At 34.9% G+C, this 25818-nt stretch carries 27 protein-coding genes and 3 pseudogenes; 18 read left to right on the top strand and 12 right to left on the bottom strand.

The features are described from left to right. The first annotated feature begins 15 nt into the window (after window positions 1–15). From VK90_RS10255 to VK90_RS10230, 6 genes are all read left to right on the top strand, one after another. The gene (locus tag VK90_RS10255) at window positions 16–1029 is read left to right on the top strand and encodes a molybdopterin-synthase adenylyltransferase MoeB (protein ID WP_048372509.1); all 1014 of its coding nucleotides are present in this window, start codon (window positions 16–18) and stop codon (window positions 1027–1029) included. Between the two features lie 43 nt (window positions 1030–1072). Next, window positions 1073–2362, top strand: coding sequence for a molybdopterin molybdotransferase MoeA (locus VK90_RS10250; protein ID WP_048372503.1), 1290 nt, complete (start codon window positions 1073–1075; stop codon window positions 2360–2362). 91 nt (window positions 2363–2453) lie between these two features. Next, window positions 2454–2924, top strand: coding sequence for a molybdenum cofactor biosynthesis protein MoaE (locus tag VK90_RS10245; protein WP_002171623.1), 471 nt, complete (start codon window positions 2454–2456; stop codon window positions 2922–2924). Further along, the gene (gene moaD / locus VK90_RS10240; protein WP_048372501.1) at window positions 2921–3154 is read left to right on the top strand and encodes a molybdopterin converting factor subunit 1; all 234 of its coding nucleotides are present in this window, start codon (window positions 2921–2923) and stop codon (window positions 3152–3154) included. The genes VK90_RS10245 and moaD overlap by 4 nt, the downstream gene beginning before the upstream one ends. Before the next feature lie 80 nt (window positions 3155–3234). Next, a complete protein-coding gene (gene narK / locus VK90_RS10235; RefSeq protein WP_048372500.1) occupies window positions 3235–4404 on the top strand; it encodes a nitrate transporter NarK in 1170 nt (389 codons plus the stop codon). A gap of 55 nt (window positions 4405–4459) precedes the next feature. Continuing rightward, window positions 4460–4963 carry an STAS/SEC14 domain-containing protein gene (locus VK90_RS10230; RefSeq protein ID WP_048372498.1) on the top strand — a complete coding sequence of 168 codons (504 nt, stop codon included), beginning with the start codon at window positions 4460–4462 and terminating at the stop codon, window positions 4961–4963. A gap of 223 nt (window positions 4964–5186) precedes the next feature. Here VK90_RS10230 and VK90_RS10225 read toward each other — a convergent pair whose 3' ends face one another. The 7 genes from VK90_RS10225 to ric all read right to left on the bottom strand — a co-directional run bounded on the left by VK90_RS10225 (window position 5187) and on the right by ric (window position 12471). Continuing rightward, on the bottom strand, window positions 5187–5660 hold the full coding sequence (locus VK90_RS10225) for a precorrin-2 dehydrogenase (protein WP_048372496.1): 474 nt from the start codon (window positions 5658–5660) through the stop codon (window positions 5187–5189). After that, window positions 5653–6363 (bottom strand): sirohydrochlorin chelatase, encoded by a 711-nt coding sequence (locus VK90_RS10220; protein WP_048372494.1) that lies wholly within the window; start codon window positions 6361–6363, stop codon window positions 5653–5655. The genes VK90_RS10225 and VK90_RS10220 overlap by 8 nt, the downstream gene beginning before the upstream one ends. Beyond that, window positions 6360–7784: a uroporphyrin-III C-methyltransferase gene (locus tag VK90_RS10215; RefSeq protein WP_048372492.1), complete on the bottom strand. Its 1425-nt coding sequence runs from the start codon at window positions 7782–7784 to the stop codon at window positions 6360–6362. The genes VK90_RS10220 and VK90_RS10215 overlap by 4 nt, the downstream gene beginning before the upstream one ends. 59 nt (window positions 7785–7843) lie before the next feature. Then, window positions 7844–8161, bottom strand: coding sequence for a nitrite reductase small subunit NirD (nirD, locus tag VK90_RS10210; RefSeq protein WP_048372490.1), 318 nt, complete (start codon window positions 8159–8161; stop codon window positions 7844–7846). 15 nt (window positions 8162–8176) lie between these two features. Further along, the gene (gene nirB / locus VK90_RS10205; protein ID WP_048372489.1) at window positions 8177–10582 is read right to left on the bottom strand and encodes an NADPH-nitrite reductase large subunit; all 2406 of its coding nucleotides are present in this window, start codon (window positions 10580–10582) and stop codon (window positions 8177–8179) included. A 341-nt stretch (window positions 10583–10923) separates the two neighbouring features. After that, window positions 10924–11613, bottom strand: coding sequence for a Crp/Fnr family transcriptional regulator (locus VK90_RS10200; protein ID WP_048372487.1), 690 nt, complete (start codon window positions 11611–11613; stop codon window positions 10924–10926). A gap of 150 nt (window positions 11614–11763) precedes the next feature. Next, on the bottom strand, window positions 11764–12471 hold the full coding sequence (ric, locus tag VK90_RS10195) for an iron-sulfur cluster repair di-iron protein (RefSeq protein ID WP_048372486.1): 708 nt from the start codon (window positions 12469–12471) through the stop codon (window positions 11764–11766). A 104-nt stretch (window positions 12472–12575) separates the two neighbouring features. Here ric and VK90_RS30660 point away from each other — a divergent pair. After that, window positions 12576–12704, top strand: a pseudogene (locus tag VK90_RS30660) (glutathione peroxidase); the annotation flags it as partial. A 36-nt stretch (window positions 12705–12740) separates the two neighbouring features. Here the strand turns inward: VK90_RS30660 and VK90_RS10190 are convergent. Next, entirely contained in the window at window positions 12741–13694 is a 954-nt protein-coding gene (locus VK90_RS10190) for an excalibur calcium-binding domain-containing protein (RefSeq protein ID WP_048372485.1), read from the bottom strand. A gap of 218 nt (window positions 13695–13912) precedes the next feature. Between VK90_RS10190 and exsG the strand changes: the two genes are divergently transcribed. The 4 genes from exsG (at window position 13913) to VK90_RS10170 (ending at window position 16939) form a co-directional block, all read left to right on the top strand. After that, complete coding sequence (exsG, locus tag VK90_RS10185; protein WP_048372483.1) at window positions 13913–14065, top strand: exosporium protein ExsG; 153 nt, start codon at window positions 13913–13915, stop codon at window positions 14063–14065. 249 nt (window positions 14066–14314) lie between these two features. Beyond that, window positions 14315–14524, top strand: coding sequence for a hypothetical protein (locus tag VK90_RS10180; protein ID WP_048372863.1), 210 nt, complete (start codon window positions 14315–14317; stop codon window positions 14522–14524). Between the two features lie 270 nt (window positions 14525–14794). Next, entirely contained in the window at window positions 14795–16399 is a 1605-nt protein-coding gene (locus VK90_RS10175) for a lipase family alpha/beta hydrolase (protein ID WP_048372481.1), read from the top strand. A 264-nt stretch (window positions 16400–16663) separates the two neighbouring features. Beyond that, window positions 16664–16939, top strand: coding sequence for a stage V sporulation protein S (locus VK90_RS10170; protein ID WP_002171638.1), 276 nt, complete (start codon window positions 16664–16666; stop codon window positions 16937–16939). Window positions 16940–17247: 308 nt separating this feature from the next. On the opposite strand, the gene VK90_RS10165 is transcribed toward VK90_RS10170, so the two are convergent. Next, entirely contained in the window at window positions 17248–17604 is a 357-nt protein-coding gene (locus VK90_RS10165) for a septum formation initiator family protein (protein ID WP_048372479.1), read from the bottom strand. A 553-nt stretch (window positions 17605–18157) separates the two neighbouring features. On the opposite strand from VK90_RS10165, the gene VK90_RS30230 reads away from it, so the two are divergent. Together VK90_RS30230 and VK90_RS29820 are read left to right on the top strand one after the other, a co-directional pair. Then, complete coding sequence (locus VK90_RS30230) at window positions 18158–18325, top strand: hypothetical protein (RefSeq protein WP_044441988.1); 168 nt, start codon at window positions 18158–18160, stop codon at window positions 18323–18325. Window positions 18326–18434: 109 nt separating this feature from the next. Further along, window positions 18435–18868, top strand: a pseudogene (locus VK90_RS29820) (hypothetical protein); the annotation flags it as partial. A 47-nt stretch (window positions 18869–18915) separates the two neighbouring features. Here VK90_RS29820 and VK90_RS10145 read toward each other — a convergent pair. Then, the gene (locus tag VK90_RS10145; RefSeq protein WP_048372470.1) at window positions 18916–19173 is read right to left on the bottom strand and encodes a hypothetical protein; all 258 of its coding nucleotides are present in this window, start codon (window positions 19171–19173) and stop codon (window positions 18916–18918) included. Between the two features lie 178 nt (window positions 19174–19351). Between VK90_RS10145 and VK90_RS28400 the strand changes: the two are divergent. Continuing rightward, window positions 19352–19570, top strand: a pseudogene (locus VK90_RS28400) (N-acetylmuramoyl-L-alanine amidase); the annotation flags it as partial. Between the two features lie 224 nt (window positions 19571–19794). On the opposite strand, the gene VK90_RS10135 reads toward VK90_RS28400, so the two are convergent. Together VK90_RS10135 and VK90_RS10130 are read right to left on the bottom strand one after the other, a co-directional pair. After that, window positions 19795–20349: a hypothetical protein gene (locus VK90_RS10135; protein ID WP_048372466.1), complete on the bottom strand. Its 555-nt coding sequence runs from the start codon at window positions 20347–20349 to the stop codon at window positions 19795–19797. 584 nt (window positions 20350–20933) lie between these two features. Further along, a complete protein-coding gene (locus VK90_RS10130; RefSeq protein ID WP_048372464.1) occupies window positions 20934–21788 on the bottom strand; it encodes a hypothetical protein in 855 nt (284 codons plus the stop codon). A 109-nt stretch (window positions 21789–21897) separates the two neighbouring features. Between VK90_RS10130 and VK90_RS10125 the strand changes: the two genes are divergently transcribed. The 4 genes from VK90_RS10125 (at window position 21898) to VK90_RS10110 (ending at window position 25596) form a co-directional block, all read left to right on the top strand. Beyond that, on the top strand, window positions 21898–22545 hold the full coding sequence (locus VK90_RS10125; RefSeq protein WP_048372461.1) for an HD domain-containing protein: 648 nt from the start codon (window positions 21898–21900) through the stop codon (window positions 22543–22545). Next, window positions 22542–24437, top strand: a complete 1896-nt coding sequence (locus VK90_RS10120) for an ABC-F family ATP-binding cassette domain-containing protein (protein WP_048372459.1) — start codon at window positions 22542–22544, stop codon at window positions 24435–24437. The genes VK90_RS10125 and VK90_RS10120 overlap by 4 nt, the downstream gene beginning before the upstream one ends. A gap of 76 nt (window positions 24438–24513) precedes the next feature. Then, complete coding sequence (locus VK90_RS10115) at window positions 24514–25245, top strand: Bax inhibitor-1/YccA family protein (protein WP_048372457.1); 732 nt, start codon at window positions 24514–24516, stop codon at window positions 25243–25245. Window positions 25246–25341: 96 nt separating this feature from the next. Further along, entirely contained in the window at window positions 25342–25596 is a 255-nt protein-coding gene (locus VK90_RS10110) for a DUF4318 domain-containing protein (RefSeq protein ID WP_048372455.1), read from the top strand. Window positions 25597–25818 lie beyond the last annotated feature (222 nt).

The following is a 25818-nucleotide window of genomic DNA, read 5'->3' as shown; positions in this document are numbered from 1 at the left end:
AAAGGAGGATTCCATATGCAGGAGCGTTATTCAAGGCAAGTATTATTTTCTGGAATTGGTGAAAGGGGACAAAGAAAAATAAGAGAAAAACATGTGCTCCTAATTGGTGCGGGTGCACTTGGCGCTGCAAATGCGGAAGCGCTCGTTAGGATGGGAATTGGGAAATTGACAATTGCTGACCGTGACTACGTCGAATGGAGTAATTTACAAAGGCAGCAGTTATATACAGAAGAAGATGCGCAGCAGTGCAAACCAAAAGCAATTGCAGCGGCAGAGCATTTAAGAAAGATTAATTCTGAAGTAGAAATTGTGTCAGTTGTAACGGATGTCACAGTGCAAGAAATGGAAGAGTTAACAAAAGAAGTGGATCTCATATTAGATGCGACTGATAATTTTGATACGCGACTACTTATAAATGATATTTCACAAAAAGAAAATATACCTTGGATATACGGTGGATGCATTGGAAGTTACGGTGTAACCTATACAATTCTTCCAGGGGAAACACCGTGTTTTCGCTGCTTAATGGATCATCCTATGGGTGGTGCAACATGTGATACAGCAGGAATCATTCAGCCAGCTGTACAAATGGTCGTTGCTCACCAAGTGACAGAAGCGATGAAAATATTGGTGGATGATTTTCAGGCGCTGCGAGGGACAATGTTATCATTTGATATTTGGAACAATCAATATCTCTCATTAAAAGTAAATAGGCAGAAAAAAAGTACATGTCCATCTTGTGGAAATGTACGCACGTACCCAAGTTTAACATTTGAATCACAGATGAAAACTGAAGTGTTATGCGGGCGGAATACCGTTCAAATCCGTCCAGGAATAGAGAAAACTCTTAATTTAGAAGAAATTCAAAAGCGCTTACAAAAAAGTGTGAATGTCCAAAAAACTCCGTATTTACTATCGTTTCTAATTGATGAATATCGTTTTGTTTTATTTACAGACGGTAGGGCATTTATTCATGGGACAAATGATATGAAAATAGCAAAACGATTATACGCAAAATATATAGGATGAACAGAAAGAAAGTTTCTCCTTATCAAAATGAGGTGAAAAAAGAATGGTAGAAAAACGTATACCAATTCCAGTGGCAGAAGCAGTCGCACGTGTAATGGAGTACACTCATCGAGGTGAAACTGAAAAGGTTTCACTTATAGAAAGCTATGGAAGAATTCTTGGAGAAGATGTTGTTGCGGATCATGATGTCCCGCATTTTGATCGCTCTCCATACGACGGGTTTGCGATTCGAGCGGAAGATACAAAAGAAGCAAGTAGCAGTAATCCGATTCAGTTCGAAGTTATTGGTGAAATTGGGGCTGGTTTTGTTTTTACAAAAGAGGTGAAAGCATTTCAAGCTGTACGTATTATGACAGGAGCCGCAATTCCAGTGGGCTGTGATGCCGTTGTTATGTTAGAGCTAACGGAAGGGTTTGAAGAAAACGAAAAAACATATATGAAGTTAAAACGCCCTTTCGCCTCTGGTGATAACATTTCTTTTAAAGGAGAAGATGTAAAACAAAACGCCCTACTTGTGAAAAAAGGGACTGCTATTAATCCTGGAGTAGCAGCGCTTCTTGCTACATTTGGTTATAGTTCAGTAAATGTTGTAAGACAGCCGGTTATTGGGATCGTAACAACAGGAAGTGAACTGTTGGAAGTACATGAAAAGCTGAAACAAGGGAAGATTCGAAATAGTAACTCCTATATGATAGCCGCTCAAGCTGAACGAGCAGGTGGAATTGTACGGTATTATGGACAATTCGTTGACGATTTAGAGACGTGTTATAACATTGTAAAAAAGGCGATGAAAGAAGTTGATATTTTAATTACAACTGGTGGTGTTTCAGTAGGAGACTGTGATTATTTACCTGCTATTTATGAGAGATTACAAGCTAATGTACTTTTCAATAAAATAGCGATGCGACCAGGAAGTGTGACAACTGTAGCTGAGCTAGAAGGAAAACTATTATTTGGTCTATCTGGTAATCCTTCTGCTTGTTATGTCGGATGTGAATTATATGTTCGACCAGTCATTCAAACATATTTGCATAGGAAAGATCCGCATGTATATCGTGCAGAAGCAATTTTACAAAAAGACTTTCCGAAAGCAAACCCATTTACTCGTTTTGTAAGAGGAAAAGTGGAAATTGTAGATGGTCAATTGCAAGTTATACCAGTTGGTTTAGATAAATCTAGTGCAATTTCTTCACTTGCAGATGCGAATGCATTTATCGTTTTACCGGGTGGAACAAGAGGATTTGAAGCAGGAATAACTGTTTCTGTACTGTTATTAGAATCGAACTTAGGAAGCGAGTGGCCATGGGAAGAACCACTTCGATCATACAAATAGTAGAAAAATAGATTGATGGATTTTCCACAGATTAGGATCCCATTTAATGATCTATGTAAAAAATGTTTTAGACAAAGATAAGAGGTGCAAGATGACACATACGTATTATGAAGTAATTGATACACCTATTTCGATTGAAGATGTTACAAGTAAAGTAATTCGGCGTGAGTGTGGTGCTGTTACTACTTTTATTGGTACTGTCAGAGAATTTACGAAAGGACGTCGTACGCTATATTTAGAGTATGTGGCTTATAAGAATATGGCGGAAAAACAGCTCGAGAAAATTGGTATCGAAGTAGAAGAGAAGTGGCCTGGGACATATGTGGCAATTACACATCGCATTGGTACATTGCAAATTTCTGATCTTGCCGTTGTTGTCGCCGTTTCTACACCACATCGGAAAGCAGCTTATGAGGCGAATGAATATATTATGGAACGTATTAAACAAATTGTTCCGATTTGGAAAAAGGAGTTTTGGGAAGATGGTGAGTCATGGATAGGTGATCAGTTAGAGAAAGTAGCATATGTAAATGGTGAGCCTGAAAAGGAGATGAGAAGATGATTGACGTACTATTATTTGCAAATTTGCAAGAAGAAGCAAGTAAGTTAACGTTGCAAATAGATTGTGAAAATATTACGGTTGCTGAGGTAAAAGATATTCTTATAAAGAAATACAGCGTAGTAATTTCAAACGAAATTATGGTCGCTATAAATGAAGAATATGCAAATGAAGACGACATAATTCAAACTGGTGATGTTGTAGCAATCATTCCACCAGTAAGTGGTGGTTGATTCTTTTCAGTCTAATCATGTTAGTACGTGATTAGACTGGAGGGAATTAATATAACTATGCATACATAGGAGGGAACAGGATGAAAAGTCCTAATTTTCAATTAAGCTTACAAACTTCTAATCTAGTTATCGGTTTTATGGTATGGGTCATTTTATCATCATTAATGCCTTATATTAAAGTGGATATTCCATTAACTGCGGGACAAATTTCTATGGTCACAGCAGTACCCGTTATTTTAGGTTCTATTCTTCGCATTCCAATTGGTTATTGGACAAATCGTTATGGAGCAAGAAAATTATTCTTTATTAGTTTTATTCTCTTATTATTCCCTGTCTTTTATATTAGTGTTGCCAATTCTATGATGGATTTAATTATTGGTGGCTTATTTGTAGGAATCGGTGGAGCTGTTTTCTCGGTAGGGGTAACTTCTTTACCAAAATACTTTCCGAAAGAGAGTCACGGTTTTGTAAATGGTATTTACGGTGTCGGTAACGCAGGAACAGCAATTACTTCCTTCTTAGCACCTGTTATTGCAACTTCAGTTGGCTGGAGAACAACTGTACAGTGTTATTTAGTTTTACTTGCAGCATTTGCACTTATGAACTTTTTATTAGGCGATCGTAAGGAGAAAAAGGTGAATACACCATTAATAGAACAAATAAAAGGTGTATATAAAAATGAAAAACTTTGGTTTTTATGTATCTTTTACTTTTTAACATTCGGATCATTTGTAGCATTCACAGTATATTTACCAAACTTTTTAGTATCTCACTTCGGATTAGAGAAAGTAGATGCAGGTATGCGGACAGCAGGATTCATCGTATTAGCAACAATGATGCGCCCAATTGGTGGTTGGCTTGGTGATAAGTTTAATCCATTTAAAATATTAATCTTCGTATTTATCGGCTTAACACTATCTGGTATTATTTTATCATTTATGCCTAGTATGCATGTGTATACATTTGGTTGCTTACTAGTTGCATTTTGTGCAGGTATTGGAAATGGTACAATCTTTAAACTCGTTCCAATGTATTTCTCTGAGCAAGCAGGGATTGTAAATGGACTAGTTTCAGCTTTAGGCGGACTAGGAGGGTTCTTCCCACCATTAATTTTAACGTTACTATTCCAACTAACAGGTCATTATGCAATTGGATTTATGGCATTGTCAGAAGTAGCACTTGCTTGTTTAATCATTACAGTGTGGATGTATAGCCAAGAGAAGCTGTTAGTGATGTTAAAGAATAATTAATAAGAAAAAAGGATGTCTAGTAGAGGCATCCTTTTTTTTACTTGAACAAAAGAGAATGAATTGTTTTATTAATAACAAGGCTCTTTTCGTAAATAATGTTGCTTTATTGCATAAGAATTTTATCCTTATTGATTTTATGAGATTTTTACGCATAATTGTAACTAAGGGAGATGATTCCAAGTTGAGTAAACAGAATATCAGCACAACAGTTTCAGGAGATTTAATTGTTACCCATCTAATTGGCAAGATAAAAACAGATGATATTTATGAATGGTTTAATGGCTTTGAGCAGGTTTGTCAGCAATTCATTTCCGAGGGTCGGAAATACAAATTGTTGGTGAATAGAAAAGGATACACGCCAAATCATTTTTCTGTTCAAAAAGCATGGAAAGATAAGTTCTTCAATGAAACCATTTTGAATCACAGTAAGGCAATTGCGTTTCTTCTTGAAGAAGGGGAGATAATGAATTATTTACAACAATCCAATACAAAAGAATCTGTAAAATTTTTTGATGATTATGAACAAGCGCTAATTTGGTTGAATGAATATCCAATATAAAACCTTTATTGAACCAGTTGCTCTCAATAAAGGTTTTTTATGCCGTAATGTTGCAGTTGTCATAAAATTCACTTGCTTACAAGTTTCCAACACCATTATTTTTCTTCGCAGATTCTTGTCCAATTGCTTGTGCGATTCTAAAAAACGAAACCAAAACAAAAAGAACAAACGCCTCTAAAAAACGTTTGTCCAAAGTTAATTACTATTTTAGCTAAGAAATAGATTACAATTTGTGAGTACGAGAAAGTCTTTTTATAAGATTAGGAAGGACAGAAGTTAATTCTTGTTTCATACGCTTCGCAAACGATGGATCTTTACCTGAAGTTGAAATAGTTACAACATATTCATCATTTCGTATGACGCCAGGTGTGTGAAATGATGATGCTGTACCATCACTTACAACGTTAACCCATTGGAAATCATGGGCGGCCTGTTTGACCATCAAATTTACAGTATGTTGATTTGTTGCCGCATAGATAAGGTGGGCATCTATAATATCATCATCAGTAAAGTTTTTTTGCTTCCATGTAATATAAGGCAGCTGCTTCATTTCCTCACAAATCTCTGGGCTGACAACGGTGACAAAAGCACCTGTATCTTTTAATCCAGCCGCTTTTCGATATGCAATTTTACCACCACCAATTATAACAACTACTTTTTGATCTAGATTAAACATAAGAGGGTACATGCTATACATACACACATTCCTCCATTCGTTCTAATAATGCTAACTTCATATATGTATCAAACTGAAGACAATTACAAGTTGTAACGTGATCATATTTTTTTGTGTGCAATTTAATTTTTTGAAGCAACAATCCAGTAAAGAGAAGGTACGGCATAACATATACATGGGAAGTATTCGATGTTATATTTTTGAGCTCAGCGGTAAAAGAGGGAGTTCCTTTTGTTAAAAAGGAACAAGATACTGGCATACCGAGTTTTCTTTCGACAGCTGCACCAATTTGTTGTAACTCATATATGGGCTGAGGATCACTACTACCTCGTCCCACGAGCAGAACGCTACTACCTTGCATTGGCATAGTTTCACGTATGCGTTTTACTACAAGTTCAACCATACGAGGATGTGTACTAAAAGGTGGTGCAACTGAAAATGTTATATGTGGATATTTCTTTTGTATTTGCTCTATCTCAAAAGGAATATCACGTTTATAATGAGCAGCTGCAAATAATAAAACAGGTACAATCATTATTTCAGTTGCTCCCTCTATTACCGCTTCTGTAACTGCATCTTGAATGGTAGGAGTTGTGAGTTCAAGAAAAGCTATTTTTTGAATCCTTTCGTTACGTTCTTTCAAAACAGATTGAATAAAGTGAATGAATTGTTCATTACCTTTTTGTAATCGGCTACCGTGTCCAACATATACAATTCCTTTCATTGTGCCACCATATCCTTCTTCGTAATAATGTCTTGTAATTGATGATCTACGTTATGAAACCCGACTTTATTCGCATAGTGTAAAGTTGGAACGTCTGTATACGAGAAGGGAAGAGTAAGAATATGCATAAAGCCAAGACGTTTTACTTCTGCTAGAAACGTATCAATTGAAGCACGCCCTTCAAATACAATGCTATCCCATGAGAATTCAGAAAGCATACGTGAATGAATTTCATCGAAGCGATTATCAATTGTATACTCATGAGTCATCATATAAGAACCAGCACCAATTTTTTCTTGAATAAAAGCAATTCGGTTAATGTTTCGGTCTAAATAAATAGTAGAATGAGAAGAAAACTGTGCAGGTTTACTTAACAATCCATATTGCGTAAGCTTTTCTTGAACGGAAAGGTTCATATATTGAAGTTCCGCGTGTAAGGAACGAATATCTTTATGATGTTTACTGCATGATCGCATCAAGATTTCTATACTTTCAGCAGAACAAAATACAAGGCGATCAACGCTAAAAATCTCATTGATTTGTTCAGAGGTTAATGTGTATTCTTTCTTTTTGAAAGTTGGAATTTGATATATTTCTGCACCGCATTCTTGTAACATTTTTTTTATTGAACTTTCTTTATTTGTAGCAGCTGAAAATAATACTTTTTTACCGTGCAATGGTTTACGTTCTTTCCAAGCGATTTGATTACGTAAGGAAACGACATCACCAACAATCGTCATTGAAGGATTAGAAATATTTTCGTTTTTGACCACATGAACAATGGTTGAAAGTGTCCCTGTGACAACGCGTTGTTTGCCAGTTGTACCCCATTCAATGACTGCTACTGGCGTATCTTCTTTTTTTCCTGCTTGTAGTAAGTTTTCACAAATGGTAGGTAAGTTTTTTATACCCATGTAGTAGGCGATTGTGTCGCTATTGTGGGATGAATTATATTTTCCATGATCGGTTAAAGGACCTTTTGCATGTCCAGTTAGTAAAGTAACGCTATTACTGTAGTTACGGTGGGTGAGGGGGATACCTGCATAGCTACTAGCAGCGATGCTAGATGTAATACCTGGTACAATTTCATATGGAATGTTCGCTGCTGCTAAAGTTTCTGCTTCTTCACCTACACGACCAAAAATAGAGGGATCTCCGCCTTTTAAGCGTACAACGGTTTTTCCTTCTTTCGCAAATTGAAGGAGGTGGGCGTTAATCATTTCTTGTCGCATAATATGATTCTTTGGCATTTTTCCGCAATAAATAAGTTCACATGTTTCTTTTGTATAACTAAGAAAGGTAGGATTTAATAAGCGGTCATATAAGACGATATCTGCACGCTTTAAGCAATCTATCGCTTTTTTTGTAATAAGCCCTTCCTCACCTGGTCCTGCACCAACTAAATATACATATCCGTTCATATTCGCACCTCGTCTATTTTTATTTAATAAGGAAGCCAGGGGAGGCTTCCTTTTGTAAATTACATGTATATATAAATATCTCCGTCAATAACTTCTACATCATACGTTTGAATACAACCGTCATCAGGTTTTTGAACTTCACCTGTTATTAATGAAATTTTCCAATCATGTAGTGGACAAAAGACGAATTTACCGGAGACAATTCCTTCTGCTAATGGTCCATTTTTATGAGGGCAACGATTTTCTACAGCTCGAATATCACCATTTGAAAGGCGGAATAGGGCGATAGACATGTCTTTCATTTGCACCTCTTTACCGATTTGAATTGGAAGGTCTTCTGCACGCATAACTTTTATTTTTTCTTTCGTTTGTAACATATGGATCACGGCTCCTTATTTCACAGTTTCTACTTCATACATAGCTTTTAATGACTTCGTTTCTAATGCTTGTCCCCATGCTTCCTTATATGTGTTACGAGCTGTTTGGAAACGCTCATTTAGCATCGTGACCATACTTGTATCTTGTAGTATTTCTTTTATGTGATCGAAACCTAATCGTTCTGTCCAGTAGGCAGTGCGCTCCCCGTAAATACCAGTTTCACGATAATATTGTACGTAAGCTGTAGCGATGCGAAGGACATCGTCTTCGGTAGGGACAATCATTACAAAATCAGCTTCACGTACTTCCGTACCACCATTTCCTCCGATATAAAGTTGGAATCCATTTTCAACACACACAACGCCAAAATCTTTCGTAAGTACTTCAGCACAGTTACGTGGACAACCCGTTACACCCATTTTCATTTTATGAGGTGTATCTACCATTTCTAATGACTGCTCAAGGAGCATACCAAGTCCTAATGAATCTTTCGTACCGAAACGACAGAAGCGAGAACCAACACATGATTTTACATTACGAAGAGATTTTGAATACGCATATCCAGAAGTCATATTTAAGTCAGCCCATACGTTAGGTAAATCTTGTTTCTTAACACCGTATAAGCCGATTCGGCTCGCACCTGTAATTTTCACAAGAGGGACGTCATATTTTTTCGCAACTTCAGCAATTTTCATTAAATCATCTGCTGTTGTAACGCCTCCGTACATGCGTGGAATAACAGAAAATGTACCATCATGCTGGATGTTACCATTCATTCTTTCATTAACGAAACGGGATAATTTATCATCTGCATATTCTTCCGGAATCGCCATACGTAAATAGTAATTTAAAGCAGGGCGACATTTTGAACATCCGTCTTCATGTGCAAAACCAAGTACATTTCGTACTTCTTTTGGAGATTTTAAACCTTTTTCATAAATGGACGCTACGACTTCATCACGTGATAACGTTGTACATCCACACATACCGGCAGATTGTGCAGAGGCATCAAAAGCATCTCCAAGTGTATGAGATAAAATTTGTTCAACAAGTGGACGACATTTACCACAAGATCCTGCGGCTTTCGTGCATCCTTTTACTTCTTCAAAAGTAGTTAATTCTTGTTCTAAAATGGCATGAACTATTGTGCCTTTCGTAACACCGTTACATCCGCAAACAGTGTCATCAGCACTCATAGTAGCAACGTTAAGTTCACTTTCTTCACCAGCTTTGTGAAGAAGGGAAGCTGCTGTATATTCTTGTATGTCTTCTTCTTTCTTTAACATGCTAAAGAGGCGTGTACCATCAGCGGTATCACCATATAAAACAATACCAACGACTTTATTGTCACGAATTAATACTTTTTTATAGGAACGTTTACATTCATCAAAGATTGATATTGCTTTCGTTTGATCATCTTCATAAATTTGGCCAGCAGAGAATAAGTCACAACCTGCAACTTTCAATTGTGTACCAACGATACTGCCCGCATATCCAGCAGTTTGTAAATGTGTTATATGTTTTGCTAATACTGCACCTTGGTCATAAAGTGGTGCAACAAGTCCATATGCAATACCGTCATGTTCTGCACATTCTCCAACCGCATAAATGGATTCATCATTCGTTTGCATATAGTCATTGACTACAATACCGCGATTTACAATTAAATCAGCATCTTTTGCTATTTGGGTATTCGGACGTATTCCAACAGCCATCACGATTAAATCACAATTTACAATTTCACCATCTTCAAATTGAATGCCCTCGACATGATTTGTTCCAAGAATCTTCACAGTTTTCTTTTCCATAAGAAATTTCATGCCTTGCGCTTCTAAATCTTCACGCAGTAAGGAAGCAGCTTTGGAATCTAGTTGCTGCTCCATTAAGCTCGGCATTAAATGAACAACATGTACATCCATCCCTAAGTCAATGAGGCCTCTTGCGGCTTCTAAACCAAGTAATCCACCGCCAATGACAACTGCTTTTTTATAGTCTTTAGCACTGTTTATCATAAATTGTGTATCTTCAATTGTTCGAAATCCTGTCACACCAGGAAGGGTGGAACCTTCAACAGGTAATATAAAAGCACTAGATCCTGTTGCAATAATGAGTTTGTCGTATGTAAGAGTACGATTTTTTTCTGTAACAATGACTTTTTCTTCTCGGTCAATACCTTGAACTCTTTCGTTTGTATATAAAGTTATTTCATTTTCTTTATACCAACTATATTCATTCATAATAATGTCATGCATATTTGTTTTGCCTTGAAGAACATGAGAGAGCATAATACGATTGTAGTTTGGATGCGGTTCATCTCCAAAAATAGTAATATCATATAAACTACTATCATGTTTTAATATTTCTTCCATACAGCGTATTCCAGCCATACCATTTCCGATCATAACCAAACGTTTTTTCATATTCATTTCCCCTTTTATGTGAAATGTTGAACAAATAATTATATTTCCATTATAGAAAATCAAAATATAGGGAGATGTGATATTTATCACATTTTTATAATGATTCACAAATTATTAAAATTCGGATTTATGTGCAGGGAGAAACAAAAGGAATATTTGGCTATGTGAGTAGAGTAGATAGCCATACCAAAAGATTGTAGGGGAAGTAGATAGGGTGAGGTTGAGGCTAATTTGAAGTTTCACTTTATGAGAGAAAAAGCTATTTAAGGGAATTAAAGAAGAGAGAAAGGAGGAATAATCAATTGGGAATGAAGAATCCTCCGTTGAGAAAGTTTCATTTTTTAAAGGATTTCTGCTTCTAAAGCATTAGGGTCAATTATGTAACAGCCATTTTCATCGAGATCAATTAACTTTCTACGTTTTAATTGACTCATTGTACGACTAACTGTTTCTCTTGAGGATCCAATCATATTGGCGAGCTCGCGATTTGTAAATTGTGTTTTTAATGTGTATGTATCATTCACTTGTATACCATTTGATTTACATAAGCGCAGTAATAACATAATAATTTGTTCATACGTATCATGAAGAATTTGTTCTTCTAATCTGTTTTGAAGGTCCACAATTTTTTCTCCTAAAACCTTAAATAATTTTATACATAATTCAGGGTACTGAATCAAAATCTTCTCAAAATCAGTGATTGGTGTAACGATTAATTGAGCAGTTTCAATTATTTCAGCATGAGCCGGAAAGACACCTCGCCTAAAGAAACCAGCGTGTGGAAACATTTCTCCAGCTTGAAGTACAGCCACAATTTGCTCTTTTCCAGTTGTATCAGTTTTTTGAATTTTTACTTTCCCTGAGTGGATAAAGAAAACACGGTCAAGTGGCTCACCTTGCATAAATACAAATGACTTAGATTTATATGTTCGTAAACTTGAAATATCTACAATAGGCTGTAGTTCTTCTTCTGAAAGTTCTTTAAAGAGGAAGACCTCTCGTAAATGTTTTTTAATCATTTCTTCATTCATAAATACAACTCCTTAATGCTAACTGATATATTTCTTCGATAAATTAAATTATATCAAGCTCTTCAGTGAAATAGTGGGGGGAAGTGTGAATGTTTTTTACATAATGAAAAAGCAGGGCATGAGTATTTATACTCATGTCCTGCGCTGTATTTATGCTCTCGTAATTGCACGCGGAAATAAAATGTTATTTTCTAAATGAATATGCTCAAATAAATCAGATTCAAGAGCTTCAAGGCGCTGGTAAACAAGTCGATAAGTGCCGCAAGCTCCTTCTGGAGGTGTAAAGTCATTTGTCACTTTACGAAGTTCTTTAATAATATTGCCAGCATGGTTATGTTCATTTTCCAACTCATCTACTACTTTACGTAACTTTGCATAGTTTTCATCAGTTGGATTTTGTTCGAATTCTAAAATTAATGGGAAATCCTCCGTTTCTTCTTTAATTAAATGCTGTTCTAATTCAATCTTTAGTTCATGAAATAGCTTATGAATTTGAGCTAAATGAGGCTGACCTGCCCCATGAACGCGTAATACTTTAGTCACATATGGACTTAACTGTGGCAACTCTTCATTTAAATAGCGATGATGCTTATTTATAACGTAGTCAATCAGTTCGCGATAAGAAGCAGTTTTCCAATCAATTTCAGATTCGTTTAATAGTTTTGTATTATGATAAAGAGTGTTTAACTCTGTGATAATCTCTGTTGCTGATAAATTCCGCTCATTAATAGCATCTATAAGTGGTCTATTACCACCACAGCAAAAATCTATTCTATATGATTTAAAAAGATCACTAGCCTTTGGAAATTGTGTAACAATATCACCAATAATAGAAGTCTCAGTAAATGTATGCTCCATATAAATGCCTCCATAAAGTTTAAATTTAATATCTAAATGTAGAATAGCAGTAATTTAAAATCTATTTAGTGATATACATCACTTATTATGTGTTAATTACATCATTATTCGTTATGAAAGTAGTGAGCTGGAACTTCAAGAGGATTCTAATTCAAAAGGAGGGGGAAGTAATGGGACGTTTTGTACCAGAGACGAAGCCCGTGGATTTAGAAGTGGAAATTGAGGAAGTATAATAAAAAAGAAGCTCCTAATGAGCTTCTTTTTTATTATTATCTCTCACATGCGACTCCATCGCCATCACGATCAAGTTTAGAGCTATATCCTGGTTGACCTTTATATAAAGGAGCTTTTCCAGCATTTTTAACTTCAGTACAATTTTTGTAATATGTATTACTATTGCTTTCAGCAACTGGTTGTGTTTGACTTTGCTGTGCTTTTTGTTGTTCCTGTTGTACACGAGCTTGCTCAGCAGCTTGACGTTGTTGCTCTTCTTGTTGTTTACGGGCTTGCTCAGCAGCTTGACGTTGCTGTTCCTCTTGTTGTTTACGAGCTTGTTCTTCAGCTTGACGTTGCTGCTCTTCTTGTTGTTTACGAGCTTGCTCAGCAGCTTGACGTTGCTGCTCTTCTTGTTGTTTACGAGCCTGTTCTTCAACTTGACGTTGCTGCTCTTCTTGCTGTTTACGAGCCTGTTCTTCAGTTTGACGTTGTTCTTCTTGCTGTTTACGAGCTTGTTCCTCAGCTTGGCGTTTCTCATCTTCTTGTTTACGAGTTTTTTCGTCCGCCTCTTTCTTTTCTAATTCCTTTTTCCTTTCGGCATCTTTTTTCTCTTCATTATTAGAAGCGACTTGTTTATTACTTGTTGTCGTTTTTTCAGATGAAGGACCTGAAATACCTAATAGCGCAAAGAAAATGACAAATAACACAGCGGTAATAATAAATTGTTTTTTTGCTACACCTGTTTTCTTAATAACAGATAATATCGCAAGAACAAGGAAGAATATAAATAGAACGAAACTTAAAATAGCAAAAAATTCGACGACTGGGTGATCAGATTTTGTTGTGCCGGTCACCATTAAGACAATTGAAATCATAAAAAGAATAACGGTAAAACGACCATATTTTATCGCCTTACCATTTTTCTTAAAGAATGAAATAATACATAAGATTAAAAGAATAAAAGCAATAAAAAATAAAGCTGTACCAATATTACTCAAAACTGCCATTTCAATACCTCCATTTGTAAGATTTGCCCTTTTGATTATATAAGAATTCATTGGGATTAACAGGGTTTCTAATAAAATAAAAAAATTTATATTATTTTTAATAGATAAACAAACAAAAATAAATATTTTATATATAGGGAAAAATGAATTTGATTCCTATTACCTTTCGAAAAGATTTTCATAGATTATAGTATCTCGTCTGAAAGAAGGGGATTTGAATTGAATTCCAATTGTTAGTGAATTGCGTGTTACAAGAAGGTAATGATTACTTTTTAGTAACGAAAGTAGATGATGTTATTATGTTAAAAGTACCAATTACAGCAGGAGTAGCAGGTTTATTTTTAGCTTTAGGTGTACCAAAATGCTCTTAATTTAAATTTTAATAGTAAAAGGATGAGGGACAAGTCTTACCATTTTACTGTTACATAATTTCGTTATGTAAACTAATAAGGGGTATGCCGTCTTTTTTATACTAATTTTGCAATAGCACGTTTAAAACAGACATGTATATACTATAATGTTTCATTAGCCTTTTATGATGAAGTATAGATTTAAAAAGTGTATTAAAAATAGAGGGGATACTCTTTATATTTATGAAAATAAATGAGGCGCTAGTATACATGAAAAGACGAACGTATGACATTCCAGTCGCATTACGAAGAGAATGGTTTTTAATAGAGTTAGCGCACTTAACAAAAAAATATGGAATTGAAATTGCAACTAGTAATATAGAAGATGCACCATTTTTAAGAGATCAAGTTACAGAATTGAAAATCGGAGCTGGTTTACAATACGATAAATATGATGATGAGTACATCATCGAGTTTTAAACAAAGAAGCTGCGTATAAAAGGTTATTAAAGAGACCTTTTATACGCAGCTTTTTTGTAAAGAGAAAGCTTAGTTGAGAAATATTTAATACCCTTATTGCAAAAAGGAATGAAGGATTATTTAGAGAATAACGTTGGATAAGAAAGGAATGTCGTTATTAATTTCTTATTCAAATGTATCACAAAAATAATTGATTAAATAGGTTTTATAACAATAGGTATTCATTAAAATGATAACGCTTTCTTTCGGGATGAAAAAAGGGGGATTTTAATGGGGATTATGAAAAGATGTATCGTATTACTTATTGTACTTTTTATTATAAGTCCAATTGTTATTAGTACAAATATACAGGCGGAGGTTGTAAAAGAGCTTAAGACCGGATTTCCAGATAAAGAAGTATTTACTCCTGGAGAATGGTTTTTAGGTCAGAAGCCAGCTAATTATGATGAGAATAAACCACCAATTCTCTTTGTGCAAGGAAGAAATGGTAATGCGGATAGTTGGTATGGAAAAACAGTGTATCACGATATAAATGATATGTACGATTATGCAGTGAGAGCAGGCTATCAAACTGTATTTATTCAATTGTATGATGCTGCAGGGAAAGGGTCAGCGAGTCAGTGGGACAATGGAAAATTGTTAGCGCAAAAACTTGAAGAGATTTATAATCATTTTGGTAAAAAAGTAAATATTGTAGCTCATAGTAAAGGTGGTATCGATACACAAGCTGCTTTAGTTGGATACGGAGCGAATCGATTTGTTGGAAATGTTATTACACTTGCCACTCCGCATTATGGATCAAATTTAGCGGATTTATCATATAGTTGGTGGGCAGGATGGCTTGCTTCTATATTAGGTCAAAAAGATGATGGTACGTATTCATTACAACTAGGTGAAATGGCAAAATTTCGATCTACAATAGATAATAATCCTGCAGTTAAGTTGAACCGCTACTTTACGGCTACTGGGACAAGTTGGGGACCTGTATTTTCAGCATTATCTATGGGCGGACTGTATTTAGCATCATACGGTTCTAATGATGGATTAGTGAACGAATGGAGTGCTAAGTTGCCGTATGGAACACATTTATTTACAGATTCAAGATTTGATCATGACAATATACGGAAAGGTTCGGCTGTTTTCGCAAGAATTGAACCATATTTACGTACAGCAAATGTAGCAGTACCAGCTTTATTAGCTCCGAGTTATAGTTCAGATGAAAAGGTAGAACAATTAAACACAACTTCTAATCAAAATATTTTAGGAGGAGAATTACAACAAAATCAGTGGATAGGGCAAACTGTTGTGGTAGACAAAAAGGCAGAAGGAACAGTCTCAGTTTTAACTGCCTCTTCAGATGTAGAAACACAACTTATATCTCCAAAAGGAAAAGTTTATACAAATAAAGATAGTGCTTTAGCAATTGGTGAAGGTGAATCTTTCTTTAAAGGAGCGACTATAAGAACATTTAAATTTGATAAAATGGACGTAGGAGAATGGCAAGTTAAAATGATGGCGAAGCAGCCGAAAGATGCATATTTAATTGTAACTGATTACAAAAAAGAAGCTCCGTTCGTCCTTCAAATGCCGGCAAAAGTCAAATTAGATAAAACAGATTATAAACTAAAAAAATCACCTACAGCTCCTGAAATGAAAGGTGACCTTTTAGTAACAGTAAGAGTAATTAATAAAGAAGGGGAGCTAGTATCTGAATCAAATGAATCGCAAAATATAAATACTAATACGTTTACAGGCGCTTTGAAAAACGTAAAGCAGCCAGGCGTATATAACATTACGATTGATATAAAAGGGATGAATAAGGAAGGACAGCCTTATAATCGTACGATTGTTAAGTCTGTTTATGTGGAGAAGTAAGAGAAATAAACATATAGAATTAAATAAAGTGAAACTTTAATCAATAAGATATATTAGTGTGAACCAGGAGATAATGAATAAAGCGGGGACTAAGTTTGAAATTTAGTCCTCGCTTTTTATTTATGTAGTTGTGCAGGAAGAAGACAAAAAGTATCGAATGAATGTAATTATACAGTACTGTTTGCTTTTGGTAGGAATAAAGATACGTTAACTATTTTTCAAACTGTAACGAAAAGCTAATAAATAATAGAGGGAGCAACTTACATGGAAAATATATTAAAGGTATCCTCAAAATCAAGTCCAAATTCAGTTGCAGGTGCAATTGCGGGTGTACTAAGAGCAAGTGGCAATGTAGAAATCCAAGTGATTGGAGCTGGTTCTTTAAATCAAGCGATTAAAGCAATTGCGATTGCAAGAGGTTTTGTAGCTCCAAGTGGCATTGACTTGGTTCTTGTTCCAGCATTTCAAGAGGTTTCTATCAATAATCAAGAAAGAACAGCAATCAAATTAATTGTAGGTCCTAGAAAAAAGAGGTCCTAATAGAAGGCGCTAGTATAAGCGGATTTGAAAAGTTTGATAGAATGAAGTGATCCAAAAAAGTTAGACACGTTATTTCATTTGGAAGTTCCTTGGGCATGGACCCGGTATTGTACCGGGCTTATGTCTTTTAAATGTGTTTCAGCTAGCCCCGAACATAGCACCAATAATGGAAAAGAAGGGGTGGAAAATACTTACAAGTATAAAAACAACAATAGCAAAGTTCCTTCCTATACCTTTTGGAGCAAAAATAATTAAAATCAGTGATACAAATATTAAATAAATTAAATTACTATCAGATTATTTATACGTTAATTATTTATTGGGAATATAGTCTCGCCAGGTTTGGAAAATTTATATAGTTTTCTTGCGAATTTTAACATTCCTTCTTCGCTTGCTGTTAAAGTCTTAATATCTTTCTCAAGGGATTTTCCAACCTTTTCTAGAGCATATAATCTTTGTTTTTCTTGACCTATTAGGGCTTGTTTTGCTTTTATTAATTTTTGTTGTTGGTAAATGGAATGTTGAGCAGACAAAGTTACAGACAATATAAAAGCTAAAGTTAACAACAAACGCCGTCTTAGTTTTTTCTTCGTTTGTTGTCGATTGTTAGGATTAAATTGTTTTTGGGGGACTAATTGTTGTGATAATTCTGGGGTACTGCTCATTTTAATGCCTCCATTACTAATTATAGAATTTTAAATTTTTTAAGAAATCATATAAACAAAATGGGAATTTTGAACTCATTTTTGTAAATGTGGGTTTTGTAAACTTTAAATAAAATCTCTATTCTTTATTAAAAACTGCCCTTATCGGAGGAGCAACAAGGGCAGAATATACATGGAGTTGCAAGGGGTAATCTGTAAAATCATATAAATTGTAACATGTACATATACCTATAGTAGTTACGAAAAAGTAACAAAATCGTTATTTTTGTCTGAGTTTGTATCTTTTGCACAAAAATTTCATTTTGTAGAAAACCTCCAGAAAAAAAGAGCACTTAATAAAGTGCTCTCGTGACGAGATCCATTTTGTAAAGACTACTTCATTTACCGTATTTATAATCATAAAATTTTGACGAAAGGGCAGCTGGTGCACAGTTGCCCTTTCATTATGCAAAAATTGTATAAGTCGTGTGTGAGTTGAAAAAATAGTATATTATCTTTCTCAATGTACAAATTAAGTAAAGTGTTTAATATCATACATAAAAGGCGGGGTAATATGAGTGAAAATAAGAAAAATGAAGAATTGAATAAGGTGAAGAAGTATTATTTTAATGAGGATAATCAACCAGTAGCTGGTATAGAGTTAACTTTGCCGCCTGATATAGGAAGCTTGTTAGACCCGAAATCAGTTAATGATGAAAGTAGAGATATTGATAATGAATAAGTTTAATTTAAGCATCCATTCGGGTGCTTTTTATTTTGGAGGATGATGAATGATGACAAACAAACATGATGTAAAAGAAATCTATTTTGCTGTACGTAATGAGGACGGAACATTTGATTACAAGAAATTCAAACGCAGCTATGATAAATATGTAAAATTACTTGCTAAAATCCTACGTGATCGTGGATTATCTGTAGAAAAAGGATTGTGGACTCACTATGATGTGACGAAAAGGATGGTTGGTTAAATCTTGGCGGTGAGCAATGGATTAAAAACGATCCATCTTATGTGAAGTTTAGTAAGAAAAGCACAGTGGATTCTTCTATTGTTGGAAAGCGTGTTGTTTCTAAAGTTAATAATCTACGTTTCTATGATTCCCCCTCCTGGGCAGATAGAGATGTAGCAGGAAGTGTGGATGAAGGACTAGGGTTTACAATCCTTGATAAAGTATCTGTGGATGGTTCACCTCAATATAAAGTGAAAAATAGTAGAGGTAATGTGTTTTACATTACAGCTAGTCAATATTATATAACTGTAAAATAAAAAGTGCCGGCTCTTAATTGAGCCGGCTTATACATTTTTTCATTTCATTATACTCCATATGTCATTTCTTCCAAGAATTCTCCACCACTCTTGATACATTTCATTATTCTGCTACATGCACAATGAAAGTAATGTTCACTTGTTGCAGCTGATTTTACCGGAACTGGATCTATTTCATGAAACATTTGCTCTTTTTTATGAAAATACATTTTTCCAACTTTATCTGGATACTCTGAGGGATAAAATTGGTATACAACTATTTCCTCGTCTTCAAATTCTTTATTCATTGTAATATGAATTGCCATAATTTATCTCCTTTATTGTTTATTCTCTATCTATTTTAGGTATTTCCCAAGGACGACCTGATTTTACTGTTACTTTGATTTGAACCATTTTTTTCCTCCCTTTCCCAATGAAAAGTATGAGACAAAAAGAAAAAAATGTAAATGTATAAAATTCAGATTATATTAAGGGGCATTTATTATTGTAGGGAAACGAATTGTTTCTAAAGTTAATAATCTACGTTTCTATGATGCTCCATCTTGGCAGGATAAAGATGTTGGTGGTTCTGTGGATGCAGGGTTAGGATTCACAATTGATGCGAAAGTAACTGTCAATGGATCGTCACAATATAAAGTACACAATAGTAAAGGTAAAACATACTATGTAACAGCAAATGAAGCCTATGTGTATGTGAAGTGAGTTTTTGACAAAAGAATAGTTTGATTACCAAAAATAAGAGCCGTCATTATGACGGCTTTTTTATTTCTATGCTATTAAAGTTTGCTTTTAGATAATGCTTTGAGTATAGGTTTTACAATTAAACCTATTAAACGAAAAGCTTTAAATATAGAGCGTACAACTTTCATGAAGATGCCCCCTAAATCAAATAATATATCAAGTATGTATTCTTACAAGTTACTCTATTACTTTGTATGTTCTTCCATTTTCTTATCAAGTGCTTTGGCGTAGGCATCTTTGGTTTCCTGATTTAACTTATAAATTGCTTCTTTCCACTGTTCTCCATCCACACCTGACATATGTGGAGAACTTTTTAATACAGCTGCTTGAATCTTCAGTCCATCGTCTTTATCGGCGTCTTTTATTAACTTTGTTCCTTTTCTTGCATCTGTTATCCCTTCTTGTACGAGTTTATGAATGTCTTTGTATTTATCAGGTACTGTTATGTTCTCCATACGATCTAAGGCTTCATCCATATCGTTTGCTGTTTTAAATACATCTTTATATTTCTTATTGTCCTTTGAAGCTTCTCCTAGTTTTAATAATATTTCATCCTTCTTGAATTGAAACTCTACCAGTTGCTCACAAATATAATACGGATACTGTTTTTCAGATATTACTGTTTTCGACATTGCTTTACTAGTTTCCTCAGTCTTAGGGGTAGAACCTTTATCTCCTATCCCACAACCTACTAATAATAAAATAGGTATTGCTAATGATACGAGTTTCGTTGCTTTCATTATGTATCCTCCTTTTAGAAAGTATTGTAATTAATTGACATATTGTACCGTAACATAAGTTAAATAAATAAGATATGAAGTTTTCTCATCCTTAAGAGGAATTTTGAGTGTTTTAACAATATGAAAACATGTATTACGGTTGTAGAAAATCCCGCTCCGTATGCTTTTTGAAAAAATCCCCTTATTGATTCCTCAATGTATGGGAGCTTTTTTTACGCTCCCATAAATTCACTATCAAAATAGAACTTGTCCATTAAGTTATTTACAATTCCGTTGAAATAAGCAAATGTTCAACAAGGTGAACGGTAATACCTATTTATCAAGGTGATTGTAATACAAGATTTATTGTAGGAATTTATGTTAAATGAATGGTTTTCAAAATAAAAATTAATCTAATACAGTTTAATTAAAAGGCTATTATTTGCTCACATTTTGCTCACAAATAATATAAAAACTCGTAAAAAAATATGAAATTCCCTATTGAAATAGAATATAATATAACAAATGAATAAGTGCCATAAAAGCTTGTATAACAGGCTTTTATGGCACTTTTATAGTATTTGTGTTATACGAAATGAACAACCCTAAAACTGTTCATTCTTCTCCCAAGATTCCACAATATAATGAGCAATCGTCGGGTTGAATCCTTTTCCAATTAAGAACATAATAGCAGCAACTTCCGTTAAAGCGTGTTGGTGTGATGTATGTTTTGCTTCATTTAAACCGTAATCTACCCAAGGTTTTACGAAATCTAGTACAGGTTTCTTTAAAGATAAAAACTGTGTGCCGACAACTTGTTGGATTTGTTGTTGTGTTGGTTCTGTAATTGGTCCTGGAGGTAAAATTTGTGGCTGTGTAATATCTAACGTTGGTCCTGGAGGTAAAATTTGTGGTTGCGTCGGATCAATTGTTGGTGGTACAGGTGGTGAGACACGTGAATCGGAGTTTGGTTGATACATTTGTTGTTGGTATTGCGGTTGTTGTGGCTGAGATGCGTATGGATTTTGTTGATATTGTTGTTCTTGAGTATGCTGAGTTGCCTGTGGATTTTGTCGATATTGTTGTTCTTGAGTATGCTGAGTTTCATATGGATTTTGCTGATATTGTCGTTCTTGATTTTGTGGTGCTACATATGGATTTTGAGGATATTCATAATTTGGATGTGTTTCATATGGATTTTGTTGATTTTGTTGATATTGTTGTTCTTGATTTTGTGGTGCTACATATGGATTTTGAGGATATTCATAATTTGGACGTGTTTCATATGGATTTTGTTGATATTCAGCTTCTTGATTTTGCGGAGTTGTGTATGGATTTTGTTCGTATTGGGGTTCTTGATGTTGTGTTTCTTGCTCCTCATATTGTTCTGCATATCTTTGATCCTGATGTTGAGGGGAAAATGGTTGTTGTGGGTAAGGCGGTTGATTATTATAGAACATTTTTATTCCTCCTTCATGATGATGCCTACCACCTAGTGTATGGGCGGACAAGAAAATATGTGATGAAAAAATGCGGGCGTGTTACAATAAGAAACTGGGTGAAGATAAAATGATAAAACAAGAAAAAATTCAAAAAACAATAACTTTCGTAAAACATATTTTAGAAAAAGATGCGAGTGGGCATGATTGGTATCATATTGAACGAGTACATAAATTGGCGATTTCTTTATCCGAGCAAGAAGGGGGAAATCGTTTTATAATTGAAATGGCGGCATTACTTCACGATGTAGCAGATGAGAAGTTAAATGAGAGTGAAGAGGCAGGAATGAAAAAAGTTTCTGATTGGTTAGAAGATTTACATGTTGAACAAGAGGAAAGTAAACATATTCTCCACATTATTGCGAATATGTCCTTTAAGGGTGGCCATGGTGGCAAAGTGGAATCAATTGAAGGGGAAATTGTTCAAGATGCGGATCGTTTAGACGCTCTTGGTGCAATTGGAATAGCTCGTACGTTTGCATACGGAGGAGCGAAAGGGAGATTAATGTATAATCCAAATATTCCTCCTCGTGAAGTGATGACGAAAGATGAATACCGAAAAAATAACGATCCATCTTTAAATCATTTTTATGAAAAACTTTTAAAACTAAAAGACTTAATGAACACGAACGCAGCAAAACGAGAGGCTGAAGTACGTCATCGTTATATGGAAGAGTTTATTGAACAATTTATGAAAGAGTGGAATGCACAAATATGAAAATGTTAACTGTGGAAAACTTATCGAAATCATACGGAGAAAAACCGTTATTTGATGGATTATCATGTAGTATTACAGAAGGACAACGTGTCGGAATTATTGGTGTAAACGGTACTGGTAAATCGACATTATTAAAAATTATTGCAGGGTTAGAAACTCCTGATACAGGTGATATGACGCATTCACGTGGTTATACAATTAGTTATTTATCACAGCAACCAGAGTTTGATGAAAAACTAACAGTATTAGAGCAAGTGTTCCATGGTGATACACCTTTAATTCGTCTTCTTCGTGATTATGAAAAAGCATTATTAAATATCGAAAAAGATCCAAGTAATGAAAAAGTACAGGAACAATTATTTGCAGTGCAGCAACGTATGGATGCAATGAGTGCATGGGAAGCAAATGCAAGTGCGAAATCTCTTCTAACGAAATTAGGAATTACAGATTTCACTGCAACTGTTGGAAATTTATCTGGTGGACAGAAAAAACGTATCGCAATGGCACAATGTTTTATTGAAACACCTGATCTATTAATTTTAGACGAGCCTACGAACCATCTTGACCATGAGACAGTTGAATGGTTAGAAGAATATCTAGCAAGATATACAGGTGCGGTATTACTTGTAACCCATGATCGTTATTTCTTAGATCGTGTGACAAACCGTATTTTTGAATTAGATAACGGTAAACTATATAGCTACGAAGGAAACTATAGTACATTTTTAGAAGCGAAAGCACTTCGTGAAGAGCAAGAATCGGCACAAGAATCAAAACGCCAAAATTTATATCGTCGTGAACTTGCTTGGATTCGCCGTGGTGCAAAAGCCCGTTCGACGAAACAAAAGGCGCGTATTCAGCGTTTTGATGAGCTAAAGGGACAAGAAGGACCAGCTGCAAAACAGTCAGTTGATATTGCACTAAGTGGAAGTCGTCTAGGAAAGAAAGTACTTGAGTTAAAAGATGTAACGAAAAAATTTGGCGATAAGACGGTACTACATAATTTTAATCATATCGTGAAACCAGGCGATCGTATCGGAATTATTGGGGCGAATGGAAGCGGGAAATCTTCTCTATTAAATATGCTTGCAGGCAAGTTATCTCCTGATAGTGGTGAAGTTGAAGTAGGACAAACTGTAAAAGTTGCTTATTATACGCAAGAAAATGAAGAGATGAATTTAAATCAGCGTATGATTGAATACATTAAAGAGATTGCAGAAGTTATTCATACAACAGATGGAAAAGTAATTGGTGCATCTCAAATGTTAGAACGTTTCTTATTCCCGACGCATTCACATGGTACACCGCTTGGTAAACTATCTGGTGGTGAAAGAAGACGTTTATATTTATTACGTATTTTAATGGGAGAACCAAACGTACTATTACTTGATGAACCTACGAATGATCTAGATACACAAACATTAACAGTACTGGAAGATTATTTAGAAGATTTCCCAGGTGTCGTTTTAACTGTATCGCATGACCGTTATTTCTTAGATAAAGTAGTAGATGAACTGTTCATCTTTACTGATGGAGGCGAAGTGCGTGAGTTCCTAGGTAGTTATACAGATTATTTAGAAATGGAAAAAACGAAAGAACTTATTGAGAAAGCGGAAGTTCAAAAAGAGAAAAAAGTAGTAGAAGAAGCTCCAAAACAACAACGTAAACGTAAACTTTCATACAATGAGCAGCGTGAATGGGAAACAATTGAAGATACTATTGCCGAACTAGAAGAGAAAATTGAGTCAATTGGAGAAGAACTTGCGAAAGTTGGATCTGACTTTACAAAGGCACAAGAATTATCTGAAGCACAGCAGAAAACAGAAGAAGAGCTAGAAAAAACGATGGAAAGATGGAGTGAACTATCAGACATCGTTGAAGGATTAAAATAAAAACAAGCTGCATATATTGAAAAGTAAAGAGAAAAACTTTACACTATTGGTAGAACCTATTTTAGGAGGGGAAAAAATGAGAACATCTAATCCAATGTTGAAAAAAGAGGCATTCCGTAAAGAAGGAGCAAATGCTTCTGCGATGACTATTGGCGGAACAGTAGGCAAAACGTTTATCATGCTTATCTTGCTGCTTGCAACGTCTGTCTATTCATACATACAGATGACGCAAGGTACGATGAAGATGCCAGTATTAATTGGTGCTTTAGTTATTGCGGCAATCGTTGCGTTTGCGTCTATATTCTTCCCGCGCATATCACCTATCGGTGCGCCAATCTATGCAGCGGTAGAAGGGGTAGTGTTAGGAAGCATTTCAGCGGTTTATACAATGAAATTTGGCGATACTATCGTTTTAAACGCTGTATTACTAACAATTTCTATTCTATTTGCGATGTTAGTTTTATATGCAACGCGCGTAGTAAAAGTAACTGATAAATTCCGTACAGGTGTAATTGCGGCGACAATGGGAATTATGGTTATGTATTTAATCGTATTCTTACTAAACATGTTCGGTGTAACTGTTCCGTATATTCACCAAGGTGGTACAATTGGTATTATCATTAGTGCAGTTGTTATCGTAGTTGCTGCATTAAATTTATTACTAGATTTCGATTTAATCGAAAGTGGTGCACGTAGCCAAGCTCCAAAATATATGGAATGGTACAGTGCAATGGGTCTAATGATGACGCTAGTATGGTTATACTTAGAAATTCTTCGTTTTGTTTCTTACTTTACGAAAAATGACTAATGAAAAAATCCTGCATGAAATGTGCAGGATTTTTTTATTTTCAAAGATAAATTGACAACATGGTATAATATCGACTCGAATTGAAGGGGATGGAATATGATGAAAGAGAAAAAAGGGATTTTGAAAAAACTATTTTCTAAAAGTTTTTTCATAGAACTAGATGACGCTTTAACGTATCCATCGACGGAAGTGATTTGTTCGGCTATTGATAGATACGCGACTGAGTGTAATGAACAACTAAAGTTTGAGAGTAAAGTAAAACCGATTATTTTTTATTTAGAAAATGTACTTTATCGTGCTGAAATTAAGTTGGCTCGTGGGGGATATTATATTTCTTGCAGCGAAGTGTAAAAAATTTTGAAACCCTATATGTTTGAAACATGTAAGGTTTCTTTTTTACTTTTATAAGGTATAAAATAAGTAATTTTATTTACAAACATACCATTTTGCAATTTTTACCTCTCACACATTTTTCTTTACAATGAAGAAAAATGTGTGAGGTGGTATAACTTATGATGAATCGAGTTGTATTAATCGGTTATGATAAGCTAATCGATAGTACAAAGATTTAGG

It is taken from the genome of Bacillus sp. LK2 (assembly GCF_001043575.1).
Taxonomy (GTDB): Bacteria; Bacillota; Bacilli; order Bacillales; family Bacillaceae_G; genus Bacillus_A; species Bacillus_A paramycoides.
Note: the sequence above shows the minus strand (reverse complement) of the source record. Positions and strands in the feature narration are given on the sequence as shown.